We start from the raw sequence: 22,020 nt of genomic DNA, 5'->3' as shown, positions 1-22,020 counted from the left end.
TTGACCGTGTCTGGAATTCAACAGCCTCAGGAGACGACGCAGTTCTGGCGTCATCCGCGCTTTCGCGATCTTGGCATGCTCAAGGCGCGCTTCACGCGGCATCGCTACCAGCTGCACACGCACCCGACCTATGTCGTCGCCCTGATCACGCAAGGGTGCGAGCGGGTCCGCATCGGCAACGAGACTGTCCTCGCGCCGTCGGGCACGGTTCTGCTCGTCGATCCGGAGATATGGCATGACGGCGAGGCGGGTGCCGACCAGGGTTGGGCTTACCGCACCTTCTATCCGTCGGCCTCGCTCATGGGTGCGATCGCGGACGAGCTCGGGCAGGATCGCCCGCCGTTGTTTTCGCAAGCGATCGTCGATGATGCCGATCTCGTCCAGGCAGTAGGCGTCGCGCACTTGGCTTCGACATCGAATGATGCCACCAGCGCCGAAACATCCATGCTGATCGCCTTGCGCAAGCTCATCCTGCGCCATGGCGATTGGGGCGGCCGGCGGCGCGAGGCGGTCGAAAGCTTCGGATCGAAAAGCCGGCTCCGGGTCTATGAACAGGTCATCGAAGACCATCTGAACTCGGACCTCGATTTGCAGCGGCTCGCTGAAGCCGCAGGCGTGACGCGCTTTCAAGTTATCCGCGATTTCAGGAAAGTGCTGGGTCTCACCCCTGCTGCCTTCATCCGTGACCGCAGGCTGCGCCGTGCCGATCTGCTGATCCGGCAAGGTTCAGATCTCGCCGGTGCCGCCTTTGCGGCCGGCTTCTCCGACCAAAGCCATCTCTCGCGCACCTTCCGCGCCGCGCATGGAATGACGCCGGGGATGTTCAGGCGCGCCGGGACGCTGCCCTCGTCTTGAGAAGTCGAGCCATGTCGGCGGCCTTTGACGGCATGCCGATCAGAAAGCCCTGCGCCTCGACGCAGCCAGCCTTGCGCAATATGTCGAGCTGCGCTTCGGTCTCGACGCCTTCGGCGGTGACGGTGATGCCAAGTTCGGCACCAAGCCCGATGATCGTGCGCACGATCGCCGCCGTGTCCTTGTTGTCGATATCGTGGATGAAGGAGCGGTCGATCTTGATCTTGTCGACGGGAAAACGCCTGAGATAGCCGAGCGACGAATAGCCGGTGCCGAAATCGTCGAGCGCGATGCGGATACCGAGTTCGCGCAGCTGCCTCAGCGTCTTCAGCACCGTCTCGCTCTCATCCATCAGCACGGTCTCGGTGATTTCCAGTTCGAGCCGGCTGGCCGGCACACCGGAAACGGCCAGCGCCGAAATCACGCTGCGGGCAAAGTCGGCGCTTCTGATCTGCACTGCCGAGACATTGACGGCGATGCGCATTCCAGGCGGCCAGCCGGCGGCCACGCTGCAGGCCTGTTTCAGCGCCCATTCGCCCAGCGGAACGATCAGCCCGCTGTCTTCGGCGGCTGCGATGAAATCGTCGGGCGCCACCAGGCCGCGCGTCGGTGAATTCCACCGCATCAACGCTTCGGCGCCGACGATCTTGCCCGACGCGATGTTGGTGATCGGCTGGAACTCCAGCACGAACTCCCGCCGTTTCAGTGCCGTCTCGAGATCGGTTTCGAGCGCCAGGCGCGCCCGCACCAAGGCATCCATGCCGGGCTCGAAAAAGCGGTAGACGTTGCGGCCTTCGCTCTTGCCGCTGTAAAGCGCCATGTCGGCGTTCTTCAAAAGCGTGTCGGCGTCCTTGCCGTCACCGGGATACAGCGCGATGCCAAGGCTGATGCCGACATGCATGTCGCGGCCCTTGTCGCGAAACGGCTGGCTGACGACAGCGACGATGCGTTTTGCCAGTTGTTCCGCATCGGTGGCGCCTTTGGGATTGAACTGCAGGATGGCGAACTCGTCGCCACCGAGGCGGGCGACCACATCGGTGTCGCTGCGCAGGCTGTGCCGCAACCGCTCCGCCACGCATTTCAGCAGCCAGTCACCGGCCGGGTGTCCCCAGGTGTCGTTGACGGCCTTGAAGCGATCGAGGTCGAGCGAGAAGATCGCCAACGGTGTATCGCCGGTCATCGCCTGGTCGAGCCGTTCGCGAAACATCGAGCGGTTGGGCAGGTCGGTCAGCGTGTCGTAATGGGCAAGGTGGCTCATGCGCTCTTCGGCGCGCCGGCGCTCGGTGATGTCTTCGAAGGTCGCCACCCAGCCGCCACCGGTAAGCGGCCGGCGCGCAACCAGCAGCGTTCGGCCATCGGCAAGGCTGCGGTCTGTCGAACGCTCCTCACCGGCCTGCAGGCTGGCTCTGGTGTTGGCGATCTCGCCGTCGATGTCCATCGACGGATAGATGCGCAGTCGCACCATCTGTTCGAGCAGGGCGCGCTGGCTCATGCCGAGCGGGAAGTCGTCAGGCGTGACCTTGTAGAGGTCGAGGAAGCGCTGGTTGCGCACGATCAGCGTGCCTTCGGCGTCGTACATCAACAGGCCTTGCGACATGTTGGCGAGCGCCGCATCGAAGCGGCGGTGCTGCTCCTTCAGTTCCTGCTCGGCCCGCCTTTGCTCCGTAATGTCCTCATAGATCGACACCCAGCCGCCTGAGGCCAGCGGCCGGTGCGTGATGGAAACGATGCGTCCGTCCGACAGTATTTCCTCGTAGGTCGAGGCTTGCGCGCGCTCGATATAGGGCTTGCGGATGGCATACAGGTCTTCGGCGCTCTGTGAGGCGACACCGATGTCGACGCTGTGCTTTAGAATGTCCAGGAACGCGATGCCGGGCCGCACGATCTTCGCGTCGAGGGAGAAGATGCTGATATAGTTGCCGTTGCAGATGATCATCCGCTCGTCGGCGTCGAACATGCACAGCCCATGCGACATATTCTCGACGGCCGCGGAAAAGCGCTCGTTCTGGTGGCGCAGTTCGTCGGCGATCTGCCGTGGCGCGGCGACGCCTCCGGCTCCCCGTCTGCGGACGGGCGAACCACCCTTGACGTGCGCAACGGACATGAGGCGTGCCTGCTGACCGTGATCGAAACCCGGTACTGTGGTTACCGCTGGTTAATTTAGCGTATGTTCACTGCGCCGAATGCACGGCAACCGTTGCCTGGCGTTGCTTTTCAAGCGTTGCGTAGCGTTTGAGGAAGGCAGCTTGCGCCGAGGTCACCGAGTGCGGCTTAAAGTCGAAGCGGTCGGCATTGAACCCGCGCGGCCGGCCGAAGAACTCGGTTGCTTCCGCGGTCGAGAAACCGGCAAGCAGCGTCGCCTCGTAATAGGCGGCGATCTGGTCGGCGCGCTTGATCTCCTTGCGCAAGCCGACGCCGAGTTCGGGCGGCAGCGAAAAGCGCTGATGGATGGCGCGCTGGAGACGCAGCTCACACTCCTTGTAGGAGCCGCCCATTACCGATTTGAACGGCGAGATCATGTCGCCGATGACATATTCCGGCGCGTCATGCAGCAGTGCTGCCAGCTGGGCATTGGCCGAGGCGTCCGGCTGCAACTCGCTGAACAGCGCCTCGACCAGCAGCGAATGCTGGGCGACCGAAAAGGCGTGATCGCCGCGGGTCTGCCCGTTCCAGCGGGCGACGCGGGCAAGCCCGTGGGCGATGTCGGAGATTTCGATGTCGAGCGGCGAGGGATCTAGCAGGTCGAGCCGCCGTCCCGACAGCATGCGCTGCCACGCGCGCGGTGGCGCTCCGACGCGATCGGCAGCCATCAGGCGTCCTCCGCGCCGATGGCTTCCCTGGGAAAGCTGAACTGCGCCCAGGCCGGGATGGCGAGCGAGACGGTGACATCACCGGCCAGTACCGGCTGGCCAGCGTCGAGCGCCGCCTTGACCCGGTCGATGCGGGCAATGGCGAGTCCGGCCGTGCCCGCGGTCGAGCCGAGCGTGCCGACCGGCCGCCCCGCAACCGTCAGCTCCGTGCCGGGCGCGGGCAAGGCGCGGTCGGCCGAAACGATCAGCACGCGGCGCCTGGCGGTGCCGCGATGCTGCATGCGCGAGACCACTTCCTGGCCGACATAGCAGCCTTTCTTGAAGCCGACGCCGCCGGTCTCGTCGAGCAGCACGTCGTGAGGGAAGGCATCGCCGAGCTGATAATCGGAACCGCTTTCGGCAATGCCTTTGGCGATGCGGAGCGCCTTCCACGCAGCCGGGTCGCCACCTGCGGATGCGCCGCCATAGGAACGGCTCACAACCACATCGCGGAAGCGGGCATCGGCAAGTGTCGTTGAATCAGAAGGTGAGGCGCTTGAATCATCGCCCCAGGCAACCGTCACAAGCACTTGATCCTGCCTGGCAATCTCGGCCTTGGCGCGCAGCTTGTAAAGCATCAGCCGGCGCAGGAAGTCGTCTGCGATATCGGCACGGCAATCCAGCCGGAATGCGTCTTCGCCGCTACGCGAGATCAGGAAATCAAACAGGATCTTGCCTTGCGGCGAAAGCAGCGCACCGGGCTTTGCCGCGTCGACGGCCAGCGTGTCGAGGTCGGTGGTGAGGATGTTCTGCAAAAAATGCTCGGCATCCGGGCCTGACACGGAAATGAGAGCGCGGTCTTTGAGCAGGGCAAAAGGCATGGGCGGCAAAGAACCTGATCTTGCAAAACGGTCGGCCTTTACGTAAGCCGACGATACTCCCCCCGCAAGAGACCGAACGCCCATGGCCACCACCTACGACCTCATCCTGACAGGCGGCACGGTGGTCAACCATGATGGCGAGGGCGCGCGCGATGTCGGCGTCAAGGGTGGTCGCATCGTCGCAATGGGCGATCTTCGCCAAGCTTCGGCCGGCGAAGCGATCGACTGTCGCGGGCTGCACGTCCTGCCCGGCGTCGTTGACAGCCAGGTGCATTTTCGCGAGCCGGGGCTGGAGCACAAGGAAGATCTCGAGAGTGGATCTCGCGCCGCTGTTCTGGGCGGGGTCACCGCCGTCTTCGAAATGCCCAACACCAATCCGCTGACCACCAGCGAGGCGGCGCTTGCCGACAAGGTGCGCCGCGCCACCAGCCGGATGCATTGCGACTTCGCCTTCTGGGTTGGCGGCACGCGCGAGAATGCCAATGATGTCGGTGAGCTCGAGCGGCTGCCGGGTGCTGCCGGGATAAAGGTGTTCATGGGCTCGTCCACCGGCGACCTGCTAGTCGAGGACGACGAGGGTGTCGCATCGATCCTGCGCAACACCCGCCGCCGCGCCGCCTTTCACTCGGAGGACGAGTTCCGGCTGCGCGAGCGCCTCGGCTTGCGCGTCGAGGGCGACCCGTCCTCACACCCCGTCTGGCGCGACGAGATCGCGGCCTTGCGCTGCACCGAGCGGCTGGTGCGCATCGCGCGCAGCACCCGCGCCCGCATCCATGTCCTGCACATCTCCACTGCCGAAGAGATCGTGTTCCTCGAACAGCACAAGGATGTCGCCACCTGCGAGGCGACGCCGCACCATTTGACGCTCACCGCCGACGACTATGCGCGGCTGGGCACGCTGATCCAGATGAATCCGCCGGTTCGCGCGGCCCGCCATCGCGACGGCGTCTGGCACGGCATTGCGCAAGGCATTGTCGATGTGCTCGGCTCCGACCACGCCCCCCACACGCTGGCCGAAAAGGCAAAGCCCTATCCGGCCTCACCGTCTGGCATGACCGGGGTGCAGACGCTGGTGCCGATCATGCTCGACCACGTCAATTCAGGCCTGCTGACCCTGCAGCGCTTCGTCGACCTCTCCAGCCACGGCCCGCAGCGCATCTTCGGCATGGCCCGGAAAGGCCGTATCGCCGCAGGCTATGACGCCGATTTCACCGTTGTCGACATGAAGTGCCGCGAGACCATCACCAATGCGCAGGCCGGCTCCAAGGCCGGCTGGACGCCCTATGACGGCAAGGAAGTCACCGGCTGGCCGGTCGGCACCATCGTGCGCGGTCGTCGCGTGATGTGGGAAGGCGAGATCGTCACGCCAGGACAGGGCAGGCCGGTGGAGTTTTCCGAGGCGCTGCCGGCTTAGGCGGCCGGATAACGAACCACCATACGTGTCCTCGGCTACGGATCCCCGTTCGACCGCCAGGCGGGACAGGCCAATACCGCGGCGTATTTACTAACCAAAGCGGTGCATTGTTCTGCCAAATCCGTCACTCTCTTTGTTTGGACGCAATTCGGACGGAAAGCCGTTTCACACTTTTCCTGGAATTACTCTGGAAAGCGTCCGGCAAGACAGACTCTAATTCTCGTTTATTGGGGGGAATTATGCTCAGATATATCTCCGCTATCTTGATCATTCTGGGTATGACCGAAGTTTCGGCAAATGCCCTGGATACCCCGAAGCAGGGTGTGTCTGAATTGAGCGGATCGGAATTCAACTACTCTATAATCGACCTGGGTTCGAACAAGAGACGCATAGAGGTCATTCATAACAGAGAAAAGTATGATGGGCCGCTGGCGGAGATGTCGTTCCGAGATCGGCATCTGCAAGTTTTTGGAATGGTGGCGAGATTGATCAAGGGTAGTTGCCAAAATGGCGTCAGCGCCCTGGGGAGTATAGCCGTAAGCAGGGATCCTGAACAAGACGAGGATCCCGACGCTGAGCATCCTCAAATTTTCACTTGGGAATACAGTTGTAAATAAGCGCCTCAACCGCGCAGGAGAGACAGCTATTCGCCGGCCGTTCAATCCCCGGCGACGAAAAACGTCCACTGCCCGGTGGGCGTAATGCCGACGCGGTAGAAGATGTAGGCTCCGAACTGCTTCATGTCGTCATAGTCGCCGGCGGTGACGATCTTGAACAGTTCGACCCGCTGCCTGGCGTTGAGCTTGTCCAGCGGCAGGGCGAAGAAATACGGCCAGACATAGAGTTCCTGCGGTGTGCCGACGTCTACATGGACATAGCCGGCATTGAGCACCTCTTCCAGGATGGCGAGGATTTCCTGACCTTCCTTGTCGCCCGATAGCCCTTTCAGGAAGGCGATCGGGTCGCCCTCGATTTCGCCCAGCGACAATTGGGTCATGGTGTCGCCCTTGCCGATCAGCGGCCGCAGCTTCTCGATGTCGCCGCTGACGCAGGCCTCGACCATCAGATCGCGCATGCGCCTGACGGGCTCGGGCAATTTGGAAAGGTCATAGACGACTTCGGGCACCGGCGCTTCTGGATCGGCACGCGGGTTGGCCACGCCGCCATCGTTGGCGGGGGCTTCCGGTTGGCTTTGTCCGGGCTCCGTGGGCGATTTCGGCTGGCTGGCGGCCGGTGGCGCCGTGCCGGGCAGATCGGGCATTGGCACTGAATTTTCAGACGGCGCCGTCTCACCATTGGCTGGTGGCCCGGCAGGAGCTGGAAGCTCCTCGCGCTTGATCTCGCTCAGCGCATAGGCAGGGTTGCTGGTCAGGACAAGCGCCAGCGGAACCGCGGCGCAAGAGGCGGCAAGCCAGATGCTGAGGACCACGCCGCGAGGCCGGCCTGACATCGAAAAATTCACCGCTTGCCTCTCCTTGGGCCTAGGCTGTTCAGGCATGATGCCCAAACGGCGCGCCGTCGTCAAAGAACCGGTAAGCTGGCGATGCACCCTCTGAGACGCGCGACGCCTAGTGCCGAAACCGCTCCGGCTCGAAGGCGCCGGCGATCACCTTTTCACGCATGCGATCGAGCAGGGCAAGGGCCGAGGTTTCGCCATTGGCTCGCAGCATCTCGCCGAACGCGGTTTCAAGCGCTGCCTCGGCGATGATTTCAGGTTCTATGCCGGCCGACAGACCTTCCGCCCAGGCCTCGCTATGGCTTTCCACCGCGGTCAGGCGCTTTTCTTCCCTGACCAGCGCGTCGATGTCGTTGACGCCATGTTCCATTTGCGATGTCCACCTTTTCAAGCGGCGGTCCGACGGGTCGGATCCGGCTTGGGCTGCCCCTATCTCACGCAGGCTAAGTAAGTATCTGTAAATACGACATTTTTTTGATCGTCTTTACAAACTTCGTCGCCTGCGTTCGGTCCGATTCAAACTTAGCCGATTAGACCGGTGAGCGGGATGAAAACCTTCAGTTTGAGTTAATTCCGCATTCGCGCGCTAACGTTTCGTTAATACTGTTGCGCAAGTGCAACACCAAGATTGCATCAACGTGCCGTGGATACAAGGCGGGTGCTCGAAAAGGCGTTCGCTAAACGCCGTCTGGCGCTCGTCAGTTGCCGTAACGCGAGGCGATGTCGCGCGACAGCGTCTCGCCTTCCTTCATGTAGCGGCTGATGGCTTCGGTCGCTGACGGCGTGCATTGGGTATAGGTGCCGCCGAAGGAACGGTAACCGCGGTTGAAGCTGGCGATGAAGCGGGCACGCCGCTCCGGATCGGGATTTTCCGAATCGATCAGCTTTTCCATCTCGGTGCGCCACTGGTCGCCCTTTTCGCCGCACAGATTGCGCAGGAAATGCAGCGACCCCAGCACCTCGGCCAGTCGCATCAGCCCGGGCTCGAACGGCGACTCGGCGGCCAGCGCCGGCTGCACGGCAAAAGCCGTGGCGGTGGCGATGCATGCGGCAAGGAACAGCGAGGTGCGGGTCATAAGTCTATCTGGCGAAACATTTTGTCGCCTGCAAGGCGATTCTCGGAGCGGCAGATATGGGCCTGCTTCAGGCCAAAAGCTCTTCAGCCACCTCCATGACGTCACCCGCGAGCGGCAGCGTCGCCATTTCATCAAGACTATAGAAGGCGGCGGTCTCGGCATCGTCGCTGGCCGTCGCTTCGCCGCCGGCATAAACGGCGCCGAACACGGTCAGCAGATAGTCGACCGGGTGATTCTCGCCGCTGCCGTCGATGTGGATGTCGCGAAGCGGACGATAGTCCTGCGCCCGCAGCCCGGTTTCCTCCAGCAATTCGCGCACTGCTGCTTCTTGCAGCGTCTCGCCGGGCTCGACCTTGCCGCCGGGAAAGGCATAAAGCCCCTGCGACGGCGGCCGCGCCCGTTTGACCAGCAGCACCGTCCTGCCGCGCACGACGGCGACCGAGACTGCGGGAAGTATCTTGCGCTGCTCGTTCATCGATATCGATTCGCTTATGTGAGGCCCACCCTGTGGACCGGCTGGCAGCGAGCAGCTTTAGCGGTTGCGCAGCGCCGGTTCCATCGCCACGTTCGCGATCGGATCAATTCATCGAGCTTGCCAATGTGCGGACGCTTTGCCCTGACCGCGACGCCCGACCAGACCGCCGCCTTGCTCGGCCCGGCGGAGCTGGAGGATTTTCCGGCCCGCTACAACATCGCGCCGACGCAGCCGGTGCTGATGGCGTTGTCGGGGCCGCCGCGCATGCCGGGCTCGAATTTCCCGGATCGCCAGGCGATGCTGGTGCGCTGGGGGCTGATCCCCACCTGGGTCAAGGACACCAGGGAATTTCCGCTGCTCATCAACGGGCGTTCGGAAGGCGCTATTGAAAAAGCCTCGTTCAAAGCCGCCATGCGCCATCGCCGTGCCTTGGTTCCGGCCTCCGGCTTCTATGAGTGGCAGCAATCCGGCAGCGGCAAGAAGGGCCAGCCCTACTGGATGCGGCCGAGGCATGGCGGGTTGATCGCCTTTGCCGGGCTGATCGAAACCTATGCCGAGCCGGGCGGTTCGGAAATGGACACCGGCGCCATTCTTACCGTCAACGCCAATGCCGGCATCGCCCATATCCATGACCGGATGCCGGTGGTGATCGCGCCTGAAGATTTTGCCCGCTGGCTGGACTGCCGCACGCTCGAACCGCGCGATGTGGCCGACCTGCTCAAGCCCGCGCTGCCCGATTTCTTCGAGGCAATTCCGGTCTCCGACCTCGTCAACAAGGTCGCCAACACCGGGCCGGAGATACAGGACATGGGCATCGTCGAGCCCGGCAAGGTCAGGCGCCAGAAGCCCGGCGCGGACGACAGTCAGATGACGCTGTTTTAGAGCGCGCTCCCAAGAAGCCAGGTCCGGTCTTCGGGAAGAACCTGCTCAATAGGAAGAGCTGTTGTTTTCAGGCGCGCTATGGGCGCCTCAGCCTTCCGTTCCGGCGCACGCCTTGTCGGCGGCCGGCACGATGCCTGTTCAGGCAGCGCGGGGCGAAGTGATTTTCGGCGCCGGCTTTTTATTCTTCGCGGTATGGAGAAGGGCGGCGACGATCGCGGCCGGGCCGATCGCACGGTAGTGGTTGGCGAGCGCCGGTTGCTTGGCGCGGCTCGATTCCTGCTTGGTTCGTGACATCGATCTCTTCCCTGGTAACATTTCCGTGTCTGCGTTTGCCGGCCGAATCTGACCGAATCGTGACCTATGGTGGACTAGCCGGCGAATGTTTCATGACTGTGCCGACATGTTTAATAAAATGTTTCAGCGGCTCCTGACCTATGATCCAGCGACGCTTTTGCCGGAAGTTGCGACTTGACGGCAACACCGGCCAAGGCGATAAAGCCGCTGATGAAAACGTTTTCCGCCATTTGTGGCATTTGCATTATTGGCTAGCTTCGCGCTGGTCCGGACGTTTTCGCCTCATCTTTCCCCAGAGTGGACAAACGCCCCGGCCAGCAGGCTGGAGCCGATTTGTGCCTTGGCACAGGTTAGACTCCATCCAGAACTTAACGGGCCGGAAGGGCACGCATGTCTGACGCATCGAAGGGTCTCAGCCTCTACAACACGCTAACGCGGACGAAGGACGTGTTCCTCCCGCTCGACCCGTCGAATGTGCGCATGTATGTCTGCGGTCCGACCGTCTACGACTTTGCCCATATCGGCAATGCGCGTCCGGCGATCGTCTTCGACGTGCTGTTCCGTTTGCTGCGTCACCTCTACGGCGAGGCTGGTGTCACGTATGTGCGCAACATCACAGATGTCGACGACAAGATTAACGCCCGCGCGCTGCGCGATTTCGGCGCCGAGATCGCGTCGGGAAACCTGACGCTCAACGAGGCGATCCGCCGCGTCACCGAAAAAACCGCCGACCAGTACCACAAGGATGTCGCCGCACTCGGCTGCTTGCCGCCGACGGTCGAGCCACGCGCCACCGAGTTCGTCGCGCGCCGCGCCGACGGCAAGGTTGACATGATCACCCTCATCGAACGTTTGATCGAACGCGGCCACGCCTATGTCGCCGCCGGCGAAGTGCTGTTCGACACCGCCTCGATGCCGGATTATGGCGAGCTGTCGAAGCGCAATCTCGACGAACAGCAGGCCGGAGCGCGAATTGCGGTCGACGCTCACAAGAAGAACCCGGGCGATTTCGTGCTGTGGAAATTGTCGTCACCGGAAGAGCCCGGCTGGGACAGCCCATGGGGCAGGGGCCGGCCGGGCTGGCACATCGAATGCTCGGCCATGTCGGCCGCCTATCTCGGCGATGTCTTCGACATCCATGGCGGCGGCCTCGATTTGATCTTCCCGCACCATGAGAACGAGATCGCCCAGTCGCGTTGCGCCCACGGCACCGACGTCATGGCCAATGTCTGGATGCACAATGGCTTCCTGCAGGTCGAGGGCCAGAAAATGTCGAAGAGCGTCGGCAATTTCTACGCGATCGCCGAACTGCTGGAGACCGAAACTTTCGGCGGCCGCAAATGGCCGGGCGAGGTGCTGCGTCTGGCGATGCTGATGACGCATTACCGCGAGCCGATCGATTTCTCCGTGCGCAAGCTGGAGGAAGCCGAGAACACGCTGCGCAAATGGAAACGCGCAGCTGACCTGGCGCCGTCGGCAGGGCAAGTCCCGGCGGAGATTGTGGCGGCACTGTCGGACGACCTCGCCACCTACGCCGCCTTCCAGCAACTCACGCAGCTTGCCGGTGAGGCCGCGGAGGGCAACGAAGCGGCCGCATCTCTGAAGGCATCGCTGTTGTTCCTCGGCTTCGATATCGGCGCGGCCAAGGTCGACGAGGTTGCGGTCGCCAAGGCGATCGCCAAGCGCTTGGAACTGATCGCAGCGAAAAACTGGGCCGAAGCCGATCGCATCCGCGATGAGCTTCTGGCGCAGGGTGTGCAGCTGAAAGACGGCAAGGATCCTATCACTGGCGAACGCGTGACGACGTGGGAGGTAAAGCGGTGAGGGTGGCGCGAGACACCGTTGTAAGATTGGCGAAGGCCGGAGCGACAGCCAATCTCCCCCCTTGCGGGGGAGATGTCCGGCAGGACAGAGGGGGGTGTGAAGGAACGCCAGCGTTGCTTCTTGCCCACTTTCATTTCGGTCACTTTCTGAGAACGCAATGGCTGCCGGTTGAGACGCTGGCGGGACAGCACCCCCCTCTGTCCTGCCGGACATCTCCCCCGCAAGGGGGGAGATCAGCCCTCGCCTCGGTTTTCGCTAATCGCCAGCGCGGAGTGGCCTGAGCATGGGTCACGACCTCGTTCCATCGCGTCAGCGCAAGAATGCAAAGTCCATGCGTCGCGTCATGACCGATGCCGAGCTGAAACTGTGGAATGAGTTGCGGGCTCACCGGCTGATGGGGATGAGCTTTCGCCGACAGGTACCGATTAGGCCCTACATTGTCGACTTCGCCTGTTCGGCCCACCACCTCGTAGTCGAGGTTGATGGCAGTCAGCATGCCGACGTAGAAGATGCAGAACGCGACAAGGCACGCAGCGCTCAATTGAGTGCCAGTGGCTGGACCATCCTGCGCTTCTGGAACGACGACGTCATCCGCGATATCGACAATGTCTGCCAGCACATCGTCATCGGGGCCGGCTTGGCCGGCGCCGACGTGCCGGCGCCAGCAAGGGAGGAGCTTGTTTCATGATCGACCATCTCGGCATCAATGTCGCCGATTTCGACGCGTCGAAAGCCTTTTATGACCAGGCGATGGCACCGCTTGGCGCCTCGCTGATCTACATGGTGCCACTGGAATATACCGGCGGCGCCAAGGTCGGCGGTTATGGCCGCGACCGGCCGGTGTTCTGGCTGCAGGCCAGCGATGACAAGCCGAGGACCCATCAGCACGTCGCCTTCACCGCGCGCAGCCGCGCCGAGGTCGACGCCTTCCATGCCGCGGCGCTCGCCGCCGGCGGCAAGGACAATGGCGGGCCGGGGCTGCGCCCGCATTATCACCCGGACTATTACGGCGCCTTCGTCTTGGATCCCGACGGCAACAATGTCGAGGCCGTCTGCCATGCGCCCGAATGACTATGAAACGGAGTGAGACGCCATGAGCCTCGACAACCGGCCGATCTACACCGGTGGCTGCCAGTGCGGCGCGGTGCGCTTTCGCGTCGAGGGTGCGCTGGGTGACGCCTCGATCTGCCATTGCCGCATGTGCCAGAAGGCGTTCGGCTCATTTTACGCGCCCCTGGTCTCGGTGCGTGGCGCCAAACTCGACTGGACGCGCGGCGAACCGAAATATTTCGCCTCGTCCAGCCACGTCGATCGTGGCTTTTGCGGCAATTGCGGCACGCCGCTGACCTTTACCGCGCCCGACGGCATCGGCCTCGCCATCGGCGCCTTCGACAATCCGGCTGATATCGTGCCGCTGATCCAGTGGGGCACGGAGGCAAAACTTCCCTATGTCGATACCATCCCGCAATTGCCGGGCGAGGACACCATGGCCGACATGTCGTCGGCGCCTTATCTCGCCGAGCTCGTCTCCTACCAGCATCCCGACCATGACACCGAACAATGGCCGCCAGAGGAAAAGTTATGACCGATGAAGTTCGAACCGGCGGCTGCCAGTGCGGTGCCGTGCGTTTCCGCATCAAGGGCAAGCTCGGCCGGGCGTCCATCTGCCATTGCCGCATGTGCCAGAAACAGTTCGGTTCGTTTTTCGGCGCGCTGGTGACAGTGCCCAAGGATGGCGTCGAATGGATGCGCGAAGAGCCCACCTATTTCCAGTCGTCGGTCAACATCGATCGCGGCTTCTGTGCCCGCTGCGGTACACCGCTGACCTATCGCCAACCTGGCGCACTGGAGATCGCCATCGGCGCCTTCGACGACCGCTCCGATCTGGCGCCGCAGATCCAGGTCAACTACGCGGTCCGATTGCCTTGGGTGGAAACGATCTTTGACCAGCCCATGCATCAGGATCCGGATTTCTACTCCCGCCAGGAGCAGATCATCTCCTTCCAGCATCCCGACCACGAAACCACGGACTGGCCCGCGCACGGCCTGAAAATATGAGCAATGAAATGAACAGTGAACTTCGTACTCTTTATCCAGAGATCGAGGCGTTCGAGTCCGGCATGCTCGATGTCGGCGACGGCCATCATATCTACTGGGAGCGCTCCGGAACCAGGGGCGCCAAGCCGGCCGTTTTCCTGCATGGCGGTCCCGGCGGCGGCTTCTCGCCAAAACATCGGCAATTGTTCGACCCGAAGCTTTACGACGTCATCCTGTTCGACCAGCGCGGCTGCGGGAAATCGACACCCAACGCCTCGCTCGAGGCCAACACCACCTGGCACCTGGTTGCCGACATCGAGCGGCTGCGTGAGATGTGCGGCTTCGAAAAATGGCTGGTGTTCGGCGGCTCGTGGGGCTCGACGCTGGCGCTGGCCTATGCCGAGACGCATCCTAATCGCGTCAGCGAGCTTGTCGTGCGCGGCATCTACACGCTGACCCGCGCCGAACTCGAATGGTACTATCAGTTCGGCGTCTCCGAGATGTTCCCCGACAAATGGGAGCGTTTCCTGGCTCCAATTCCTGAAGCCGAGCGCGGCGACATGATGGCCGCTTACCGCAGGCGGTTGGTCGGCGCCGATGGCAAGGCGCAGCTGGAAGCCGCCCTTGCCTGGAGCCTGTGGGAAGGTGAGACGATCACGCTGCTACCGGAGCCGGAGACCAGCGACAAGTTCGGCGAGGACGACTTCGCCATCGCCTTTGCCCGCATCGAGAACCACTATTTCGTCCACGCCGGCTGGCTGGAGGAGGGGCAGCTTCTGCGCGATGCCCATAAGCTCGCGGATATTCCCGGCACAATCGTCCACGGCCGCTACGACATGCCGTGCCCGGCGCGCTATGCCTGGGCCCTGCACAAGGCCTGGCCGAAGGCGGATTTCCACCTCATCGAAGGCGCCGGCCATGCCTATTCGGAGCCGGGGATTCTGGATCGGCTGATACGCGCGACGGATGGGTTTGCGAGGAAATGACAGCGCGTGGCACCCCCCTCTGTCCTGCCGGACATCTCCCCCTCAAGGGGGGAGATTGGCTGTCATCGGCGCTTTCGCAAATCTTCATCGCTGCAGGAAACGATCCGACGCTAAAGCTGCCGATCTTCCCCCTTGAGGGGGAGATGGCCGGCAGGCCAGAGGGGGGTGCTCGCGCGCCAACAGAACAATGACCAAACAACGCCTCTATCTCTTCGACACAACCCTCCGCGATGGCCAGCAGACGCCGGGCATCGACTTTTCCGTCGAGGACAAGATCGCGATTGCCAAGCTGCTCGATGAGTTCGGCATGGACTATGTCGAAGGCGGCTATCCCGGCGCCAATCCGACCGACACCGCCTTCTTCCAGCAGAAGCGCACGGCGAAGGCAAAGTTCGTCGCCTTCGGCATGACCAAGCGGGCAGGCGTGTCGGCCTCCAACGACCCGGGCCTGGCAGCGCTCGTGCAGTCCAAGTCCGACGCCATCTGCTTCGTCGCCAAGAGCTGGGACTATCATGTCCGCGTCGCGCTCGGCTGCACCAATGAGGAAAACCTCGACTCGATCAACGCGTCGGTCGAAGCAGCTGTTGCCGCCGGCAAGGAAGCGATGGTCGATTGCGAGCATTTCTTCGACGGCTTCAAGGCCAATCCGGACTACGCACTGGCCTGCGCCAGGACCGCCTATGATGCCGGCGCGCGCTGGGTGGTGTTGTGCGACACCAATGGTGGCACGCAGCCCTCGGAAGTGCGCGCCATCGTCGACAAGGTCATTGTTTCAGGTATTCCGGGCGGCCATCTCGGCATCCATGCCCATGACGACACCGGCCAAGCGGTGGCCAATTCGCTCGCCGCCGTCGAGGCCGGCGTGCGCCAGATCCAAGGCACGCTGAACGGCATCGGCGAGCGCTGCGGCAACGCCAATCTGGTCTCGATCGTACCGACGCTGGCGCTGAAGCCGGCCTTCGCCGATCGGTTTGAAACCGGCATCTCGGCCGAGGCGCTGACCGGGATATCCCGGCTTTCCCGCGCCTTCGACGAATTGCTGAACCGTGCTCCGGAAGCGCAGGCGCCCTATGTTGGCGCCTCGGCCTTCGCCACCAAGGCCGGCATCCATGCCTCCGCACTGGCCAAGGAGCCGGCGACCTATGAACATGTGCCGCCCGAGGCGGTAGGCAACCGCCGCCGCGTTATGGTTTCGGACCAGGGCGGCAAGGCCAATTTCCTCGCCGAGCTGAAGCGGCGCGGCATCGATGTGCCCAGAGACGACCATCGTCTCGATGCGCTGATCTCGGTGGTCAAGGAGCGCGAGGCCGAGGGCTACGCCTATGAGGGCGCCGATGCCTCCTTCGAGCTGTTGGCGCGCAAAATGCTGCACGGCCTGCCGGAGTTCTTCAACGTCACTTCGTTCCGCTGCATGGTCGAGCGCCGCTTCGATGCCAACGGCCAGTTGAAGACGGTCTCCGAAGCCATCGTCAAGGTGATGGTCGAGGGCGAGGAGAAGATGTCGGTGGCCGAAGGCCACGGCCCGGTCAACGCGCTCGACATCGCGTTGCGCAAGGACCTCGGCAAATTCCAGAGCGAGATCGCCGACATGGAGCTCGCCGATTTCAAGGTGCGTATCCTCAATGGCGGCACCGAGGCGATCACTCGCGTCCTGATCGAATCGCATGACGGCACCGGCGCACGCTGGTGGACGGTCGGCGTGTCGGAAAACATAATCGACGCCTCCTTCCAGGCGCTGATGGATTCGATCGTCTACAAGCTGATGAAGAACCGCGACATGGCGGGATTGGTGGCGGCGGAGTAGGGTTGCAAGACGTGGGTTTCCTCGCCCCCCGAAGTGGGGCGAGGAACTGGCGCCGCCCCTTGAGCCATCAGCGGAAGTCCATTGATCCATCATAATTTTGCGATGGTTTTGGATGGCCCACTGGGCCATAGCGTTTGCCATGGCCAGCGACACGATCCAGCCCGACGCCGACTCCAAAGCCCGCAGCGGCTTTCTCCTCGCGCTCGGCGCTTATCTGCTATGGGGCCTGTTGCCCTTCTACATGAAGGCGGTTGCGCATCTGCCGCTGATCGAGGTGATCGCCCACCGCATCGTCTGGTCGGTGCCGATTGCTGCTGCAGTGCTGGTCTGGGCCGGCCGCACAGCCGATTTCAAGGCGGCGATCCGCTCGCCGCGCAGCATCGCCATGGCGGCGCTGACGGCGACCCTGATCTCCGTCAACTGGGCCATCTATGTCTGGGCGATCTCGGTCGACCGCACTGTCGAGACCGCGCTCGGATACTACATCAACCCATTAGTTAGCATCGTCGTCGGCGCGTTGTTGCTCGGCGAGAAGCTCGACCGGCTGCAGATCGCGGCCGTGTTGCTGGCGGCGGTCGCAGTTGCCGTTCTGACCGTCGATGCCGGCAAATTGCCTTGGGTGTCGTTGGCGCTGGCGTTTTCCTTCGCTGCCTATGGGTTCTTCCGCAAGACGCTGCCGATCGGCCCGAGCCAGGGCTTTCTGCTCGAAGTGCTTTTGCTGTCGGTGCCGGCGCTTGCCTACATCGTCTTCCTGGTCGTCAACGGCCAGGACCATTTCATCTCCAGCAACGGCACCGATATGGCTTTGCTCATCGGCTGCGGCCCAGTCACCTCGGTGCCGCTGCTTCTGTTCGCCTTCGGCGCCAAGCTTCTGCGCCTCTCCACCATCGGCATCATGCAGTACATCGCACCGACCATGGTGTTCCTGATCGCCGTGCTGATTTTCGACGAGCCGTTCGGCACCACGCAAGCAATTGCCTTCGCGCTGATCTGGGCGGCATTGGCGATGTATTCCTGGTCGATGTTTCGTGGCCGTGAAATCCGCCCGGTGGCGTTGGCCCCGAAGTAGGGAGCCTTTCGATGTACGTGCTGCATATTGCCAACAAGAACTATTCGTCATGGTCGCTGCGGCCATGGGTGCTGATGCGCACCCTCGACATTCCGTTCGAGGAGCAATTGACGCCGTTTCCGACCGGGCCCAGTTTCGATCTCTACCGGGCGTTCTCGCCCAGCGGGCGCGTGCCTTGCCTGGTGGATGACGGCTGGGCTGTCTGGGATTCGCTGGCTATTGCCGAGTATCTCGCCGAGCGCCACCATGGTGTGTGGCCTGCTGAGGCCAAGGCGCGAGCCTGGGCGCGCTCGGCCGCCGCCGAAATGCATTCTGGTTTCACGGCCTTGCGCGGCGCATGCCCGATGAATTGCGGCTTGCGGGTGAAACCGTTGCCGATGTCGGACGCGCTGAAGCAGGATCTGTTCCGTTTGGGCGATCTCTGGAACGATGGCCTTGCCCTGTTCGGCGGGCCGTTCCTTGCCGGCGGCCATTTTACCGCCGTCGACGCCTTCTTTGCTCCGGTGGCGTTCCGTGTGCTATCCTATGGGCTGTCTTTCGAAGGGGCAGCTGCAGCCTATCCCCCGCAATTGCTTGGCCTGCCGGCCATGCAGGAATGGTATGCGGCGGGTCTCGCCGAGACCTGGCGGGAGCCGGACCATGAGGCGGAGGTCGCTGCCGCCGGCACCATCGTCGAGGATCTTCGCGCTACGGCGTGATGGGCATTCCAGGAAAAGCGCGTCGCGTTCCCTTGGGAATTGAGTGAAAACAAAGGGATCGAGGCGTTACGTCCGCCCGAGCCGCCTTACGAACATGTAGGTCGCCGCGGCGATCACGATCGAAACCGCCGAGACCACCCAGAAGCCCATCGGCGTATTGACCATGGGCAGGCCACCGACATTCATGCCGAACAGGCCTGATATGATGGTCATCGGCAACAGCACCGCCGTCATCACCGACAGCACATAGAGCAGCTGGTTGGACTGCATTGTCAGCTTGGCCATCAACTCGTCCTGCAGCAACCTTGCGCGTGCCTGCAACTGCTCGCCGTCGTGATAGAGCGTGTGTGCCCGGTGCGAGAGCCTTGTCGCCATGTCATTGATCCGATCGGGCAGCTCATTGCGATGCGAATGGTCGAGATGGCGAAAAAGGTTTGTGAGCGTCGCCATCTGCCGGTGGATGACCACCAGTTGACGCCGCGCGTCGACCAGCGACTGCCGCTCGCCGTGCCAGGCATCGCGCACGATAACGGTCCTCGATGCCGTCCAGCGTATCGCCAAGACCGTGGAGCTCGGCCGCCATGCCGTCGAGCGACTGGCCCATGACCGCTTCGACCAGGTCGGCGGGGGAGCGGAATTTGCGCGAGCCGCTCTCCACCGCCTTGCGGATGAGATCGACCGATTCCAGTGGCTGCTTGCGCGCGCCGATCAGCGTCTTGTCGTTGAGCGCAAAACGGAAATGGCCGAGCCCGCGCGCTTCCGCCGAATAGTCGTGGCGCAGATCCGGCAGGTCGCCATAAAGCCAGGCATCCTCGAGATCGATGTGGCAACCCTGGCTGGCGCCGAGGAAAGCTTCGCGCACCGGCCCGGGCAGAGCCTGCTCGGCGGCGATCTCATGACGGGCGCGCAGGTCGGACAGCTGGTAGCTGCGCCATGTCCATGCAACCTCGGCCGCGTCCTTGGTGCGCAGGCCCTCGGCGGTGAAATGGTAGATGAAGAACAGCCCGTGCTCGTCGGGCAGGTAAGGCGACAGGCCTTCCGCGTTGAGAGCAATGTTCGCGGCTCGCCTCGCCAAGAAATTTCGACCAGGTTCAGATTTCGACTATGCCGACGCGCGGATGCCGACCCGTCCTTCGTAACACGAGTGAGGCGGGTTCCGTGTGACGGTTTCTTGACAGGCGATCACAGTTTGTCGAGCAGCGTTTAGAGTGTTTGCTGCTATCGCCGACGAATGGAGCTCACCCATCGCAACGGTCCGGTCAATCGCCAGCTGCGTGACGCAAGCGCCGCATCGCGCTCCGCCACCAGGTCGTCTCGGATCCTGGCCAGCGCGCTACGCTCGGCTACGAGGCCGTCTTGGGCCAGGGCGAGCGCGTCACGCTCCGCCATGAAGCTGTCTCGGGCTTGGATGAGGTCCTGCTGGGCGTGAGCAAGCGCGTCACGCTCCGCCATGAAGCTGTCTCGGTCTCGGATGAGGGCCTGTTGGGCGTCAGCGAGGGCGTCACGCTCGACGATGCCCTTTTCCAGTTCGCCGTGTAGCCGTTTAGCGGCCAGGTTCCCTGCGGTAACGGCCTTGCCAACCACATCGCAGCTCTCATCGAACGTCGCCCGCACCCTGTCGAGCTGGTCGCGCAAGTCCTGGCTGTCGCCTTCAGACGCCATACTGCGCAAAATGGCATAGGCGCTGCGGACTAATGGCGTGGCATCCGGATGGTTTTGCAGATCAGCGACCGAGGCCCGCTGATGATGCAGGTCCTTGTCCAGGAACTCGGCGATTGCGGTGTCGGCCTGATCGGACGTGACAGGCCAGACGATTCCGGTCTCCCTGGCCGCGCGGTCCATCTGATGTCGCCAGTCGCTCAACAGGTCTTCGTGGCGCAGGATACAGCGCGGCATGTGTCGCGAATGATGCTCCGCTTCGAGCACGTGCCTGAGCCACAGCATGAACGCTGTCGGCAGTTCCATTTGATCCCGTTCCTGCAGCGAACAGGCGACTTCGAGCGGGTTGCGGACAGGCAGAAATGCGATCGGGTCAATCCTGAGATCGGCCAGGATCGAGGCTATGAAGGGGAGGAACCGGCAGATCCGCGGATCCTTGACGAAAAACAGGGGGGCATCGCCGAACTCGCTGGCAATGATCGCCGTCATCATGGGCCGAAATCGCTCGGCTGCCGGCGACTGCAGCCACTGCCGATCTAGCGGCAGCCAATCTTGCCAGGAGGAGGCGGCCGCCGTGAGCAGGTGGTCGTCGGCGATGGTGAGTGGGGTACTTTCCCAATGTCCCTTGGGATTGTGGAGGCTCCCGGGCAGCAGATGTTTCGGCGGCGTGGCTCCATGCGCGGCGACGAGGGCGCCGAGCGCCGAGGTGCCGCTGCGGTGCATTCCGAGGACCAGGATCGCCGTCCTTGGTTCCGACGCGATCTCGCCCTTCGCGGCCTTCAATCGCTCGCGCGGATTCATCTCCCCTTTGTCTCGCTCTCCAAATTTCCGTTCCCGCCCAATGTTCTCCGTTAACCAACTGCGAAGCGGGCTGCAAATGGAAATCGTCGCCAACGTGCTTACATTGCGCACAAGACGGAGCTCAAGAAAAGCTGGACAGATCGAAGTCAGCTGCCCCAACGCTACAGATCCTTGCCAAGCAGATGCAGTCGATCAGTGGCTTCGCATTGGACTTCTGCTTCTGGGCCAGGCTGGCCTTGTTGCTGTCGCCGATCCAGATGTTGCCCAGTGTTTCGTAGCCGGCAGCCTTGAGCGCCAGCACGACGCGGCGCAGTTGATGCGCCAGGCCGACGACACCAACCGGGCTCAATTCCTGGCCGCCTGCGCCAAGGCCGGCTTCGTCCTCACATCTTGTCAATTACAGACTGCACGCCTTCCGTCGGCGCATCGACCGACGACCCCGCCACCATGATGGCGGCGACGATGGCCTCGGGGTCTTCGACCACCAGCGGCTTGACCCGTTGCGCGGTGTGGATGAAGCCTTCGCTGGCCATATGGTCGAGCAGCGCCAGCATCGGATCCCAGAATCCTTGAACGTTGGCGAAGACGATCGGCTTGCGGTGATGGCCGAGCTGGCCCCAGGTCATGATCTCGACGATTTCCTCGACCGTGCCGATGCCGCCGGGCAGCGCCACAAAGGCGTCGGATTTCTCGAACATCTTGTGCTTGCGCTCGTGCATGTTGTCGGTGATCAGCAACTCGTCGAGCCGGTCAAGCGCGGTTTCGGTCGCCTCCTTGTTGATGAGGAAGCGCGGAATGATGCCCGTTACCTTGCCGCCGGCCTTGAGCGCGCCTTCGGCGACTGCGCCCATAATGCCTTTGGTGCCGCCGCCATAGACCAGCCGCAGGCCGGCTTTGGCGAGCGAGCGGCCAAGCAGGTGCCCGGCCTTGGCATAGATTTCATCGCGGCCCGGAGACGAGCCGCAATAGACGCAGACGGATCGAATCGTGTTCATTCGTGATTGGTGATTGGGTCTGAATGCG

At 62.8% G+C, this 22,020-nt stretch carries 24 protein-coding genes and 1 pseudogene; 13 read left to right on the top strand and 12 right to left on the bottom strand.

Annotated elements, in window-relative coordinates:
* Window positions 1–6: 6 nt before the first annotated feature.
* On the top strand, window positions 7–855 hold the full coding sequence (locus NKL06_RS05695; protein WP_031198851.1) for an AraC family transcriptional regulator: 849 nt from the start codon (window positions 7–9) through the stop codon (window positions 853–855).
* Here NKL06_RS05695 and NKL06_RS05690 read toward each other — a convergent pair.
* The 3 genes from NKL06_RS05690 to ygfZ form a co-directional block, all read right to left on the bottom strand.
* Window positions 824–2,956, bottom strand: a complete 2,133-nt coding sequence (locus tag NKL06_RS05690; RefSeq protein WP_023692871.1) for a putative bifunctional diguanylate cyclase/phosphodiesterase — start codon at window positions 2,954–2,956, stop codon at window positions 824–826. The two genes, NKL06_RS05695 and NKL06_RS05690, sit on opposite strands and share 32 nt — an antisense overlap.
* Before the next feature lie 67 nt (window positions 2,957–3,023).
* Window positions 3,024–3,662 (bottom strand): HD domain-containing protein, encoded by a 639-nt coding sequence (locus tag NKL06_RS05685; protein ID WP_023670260.1) that lies wholly within the window; start codon window positions 3,660–3,662, stop codon window positions 3,024–3,026.
* Window positions 3,662–4,522 (bottom strand): CAF17-like 4Fe-4S cluster assembly/insertion protein YgfZ, encoded by an 861-nt coding sequence (gene ygfZ, locus NKL06_RS05680; RefSeq protein ID WP_023692872.1) that lies wholly within the window; start codon window positions 4,520–4,522, stop codon window positions 3,662–3,664. The genes NKL06_RS05685 and ygfZ overlap by 1 nt, the downstream gene beginning before the upstream one ends.
* Before the next feature lie 82 nt (window positions 4,523–4,604).
* Between ygfZ and NKL06_RS05675 the strand changes: the two genes are divergently transcribed.
* Entirely contained in the window at window positions 4,605–5,936 is a 1,332-nt protein-coding gene (locus NKL06_RS05675) for a dihydroorotase (RefSeq protein ID WP_023673560.1), read from the top strand.
* 239 nt (window positions 5,937–6,175) lie between these two features.
* Complete coding sequence (locus NKL06_RS05670; protein ID WP_023692873.1) at window positions 6,176–6,553, top strand: hypothetical protein; 378 nt, start codon at window positions 6,176–6,178, stop codon at window positions 6,551–6,553.
* Between the two features lie 41 nt (window positions 6,554–6,594).
* On the opposite strand, the gene NKL06_RS05665 is transcribed toward NKL06_RS05670, so the two are convergent.
* The 4 genes from NKL06_RS05665 to NKL06_RS05650 form a co-directional block, all read right to left on the bottom strand.
* Entirely contained in the window at window positions 6,595–7,398 is an 804-nt protein-coding gene (locus NKL06_RS05665; protein WP_023692874.1) for a hypothetical protein, read from the bottom strand.
* Window positions 7,399–7,504: 106 nt separating this feature from the next.
* Window positions 7,505–7,762 carry a hypothetical protein gene (locus NKL06_RS05660; protein WP_023673564.1) on the bottom strand — a complete coding sequence of 86 codons (258 nt, stop codon included), beginning with the start codon at window positions 7,760–7,762 and terminating at the stop codon, window positions 7,505–7,507.
* A gap of 328 nt (window positions 7,763–8,090) precedes the next feature.
* The gene (locus tag NKL06_RS05655) at window positions 8,091–8,468 is read right to left on the bottom strand and encodes a TIGR02301 family protein (protein WP_023692875.1); all 378 of its coding nucleotides are present in this window, start codon (window positions 8,466–8,468) and stop codon (window positions 8,091–8,093) included.
* A 67-nt stretch (window positions 8,469–8,535) separates the two neighbouring features.
* Entirely contained in the window at window positions 8,536–8,943 is a 408-nt protein-coding gene (locus tag NKL06_RS05650; RefSeq protein ID WP_031203100.1) for an NUDIX hydrolase, read from the bottom strand.
* Window positions 8,944–9,066: 123 nt separating this feature from the next.
* Here NKL06_RS05650 and NKL06_RS05645 point away from each other — a divergent pair, with 123 nt between their 5' ends.
* Window positions 9,067–9,825, top strand: coding sequence for an SOS response-associated peptidase (locus tag NKL06_RS05645; RefSeq protein ID WP_023692876.1), 759 nt, complete (start codon window positions 9,067–9,069; stop codon window positions 9,823–9,825).
* Between the two features lie 138 nt (window positions 9,826–9,963).
* Here the strand turns inward: NKL06_RS05645 and NKL06_RS05640 are convergent, their stop codons facing one another.
* Window positions 9,964–10,119 carry a hypothetical protein gene (locus tag NKL06_RS05640; RefSeq protein ID WP_023673568.1) on the bottom strand — a complete coding sequence of 52 codons (156 nt, stop codon included), beginning with the start codon at window positions 10,117–10,119 and terminating at the stop codon, window positions 9,964–9,966.
* Window positions 10,120–10,509: 390 nt separating this feature from the next.
* On the opposite strand from NKL06_RS05640, the gene cysS reads away from it, so the two are divergent.
* The 9 genes from cysS (at window position 10,510) to NKL06_RS05595 (ending at window position 18,537) form a co-directional block, all read left to right on the top strand.
* On the top strand, window positions 10,510–11,943 hold the full coding sequence (gene cysS, locus NKL06_RS05635) for a cysteine--tRNA ligase (protein WP_023692877.1): 1,434 nt from the start codon (window positions 10,510–10,512) through the stop codon (window positions 11,941–11,943).
* Window positions 11,944–12,226: 283 nt separating this feature from the next.
* The gene (locus NKL06_RS05630; RefSeq protein WP_023692878.1) at window positions 12,227–12,631 is read left to right on the top strand and encodes an endonuclease domain-containing protein; all 405 of its coding nucleotides are present in this window, start codon (window positions 12,227–12,229) and stop codon (window positions 12,629–12,631) included.
* A complete protein-coding gene (locus NKL06_RS05625) occupies window positions 12,628–13,014 on the top strand; it encodes a VOC family protein (RefSeq protein WP_023692879.1) in 387 nt (128 codons plus the stop codon). Before NKL06_RS05630 ends, NKL06_RS05625 begins: the two co-directional genes overlap by 4 nt.
* A 22-nt stretch (window positions 13,015–13,036) precedes the next feature.
* Complete coding sequence (locus NKL06_RS05620) at window positions 13,037–13,528, top strand: GFA family protein (RefSeq protein WP_023692880.1); 492 nt, start codon at window positions 13,037–13,039, stop codon at window positions 13,526–13,528.
* Entirely contained in the window at window positions 13,525–14,001 is a 477-nt protein-coding gene (locus NKL06_RS05615) for a GFA family protein (protein ID WP_023687309.1), read from the top strand. The genes NKL06_RS05620 and NKL06_RS05615 overlap by 4 nt, the downstream gene beginning before the upstream one ends.
* Window positions 14,002–14,009: 8 nt before the next feature.
* Window positions 14,010–14,966 carry a prolyl aminopeptidase gene (gene pip / locus NKL06_RS05610; protein ID WP_023692881.1) on the top strand — a complete coding sequence of 319 codons (957 nt, stop codon included), beginning with the start codon at window positions 14,010–14,012 and terminating at the stop codon, window positions 14,964–14,966.
* A gap of 187 nt (window positions 14,967–15,153) precedes the next feature.
* Window positions 15,154–16,770 (top strand): citramalate synthase, encoded by a 1,617-nt coding sequence (gene cimA, locus NKL06_RS05605; RefSeq protein ID WP_023684468.1) that lies wholly within the window; start codon window positions 15,154–15,156, stop codon window positions 16,768–16,770.
* A 139-nt stretch (window positions 16,771–16,909) separates the two neighbouring features.
* Window positions 16,910–17,839 carry an EamA family transporter RarD gene (rarD, locus tag NKL06_RS05600; RefSeq protein ID WP_023673577.1) on the top strand — a complete coding sequence of 310 codons (930 nt, stop codon included), beginning with the start codon at window positions 16,910–16,912 and terminating at the stop codon, window positions 17,837–17,839.
* 11 nt (window positions 17,840–17,850) lie between these two features.
* Window positions 17,851–18,537 carry a glutathione S-transferase family protein gene (locus tag NKL06_RS05595; protein ID WP_023673578.1) on the top strand — a complete coding sequence of 229 codons (687 nt, stop codon included), beginning with the start codon at window positions 17,851–17,853 and terminating at the stop codon, window positions 18,535–18,537.
* A gap of 66 nt (window positions 18,538–18,603) precedes the next feature.
* On the opposite strand, the pseudogene NKL06_RS05590 reads toward NKL06_RS05595, so the two are convergent.
* The 4 genes and pseudogenes from NKL06_RS05590 to NKL06_RS05575 form a co-directional block, all read right to left on the bottom strand.
* Window positions 18,604–19,612 (bottom strand): annotated as a pseudogene (locus NKL06_RS05590) (transporter).
* A 143-nt stretch (window positions 19,613–19,755) separates the two neighbouring features.
* Window positions 19,756–20,997: a sulfotransferase family protein gene (locus NKL06_RS05585; RefSeq protein WP_023692882.1), complete on the bottom strand. Its 1,242-nt coding sequence runs from the start codon at window positions 20,995–20,997 to the stop codon at window positions 19,756–19,758.
* 121 nt (window positions 20,998–21,118) lie between these two features.
* Window positions 21,119–21,394 carry a hypothetical protein gene (locus NKL06_RS05580; protein WP_023731441.1) on the bottom strand — a complete coding sequence of 92 codons (276 nt, stop codon included), beginning with the start codon at window positions 21,392–21,394 and terminating at the stop codon, window positions 21,119–21,121.
* The gene (locus NKL06_RS05575; protein WP_023673582.1) at window positions 21,381–21,992 is read right to left on the bottom strand and encodes an LOG family protein; all 612 of its coding nucleotides are present in this window, start codon (window positions 21,990–21,992) and stop codon (window positions 21,381–21,383) included. Before NKL06_RS05575 ends, NKL06_RS05580 begins: the two co-directional genes overlap by 14 nt.
* Window positions 21,993–22,020 lie beyond the last annotated feature (28 nt).

It is taken from the genome of Mesorhizobium sp. C268A (assembly GCF_040324475.1).
GTDB lineage: Bacteria > Pseudomonadota > Alphaproteobacteria > Rhizobiales > Rhizobiaceae > Mesorhizobium.
Note: the sequence above shows the minus strand (reverse complement) of the source record. Positions and strands in the feature narration are given on the sequence as shown.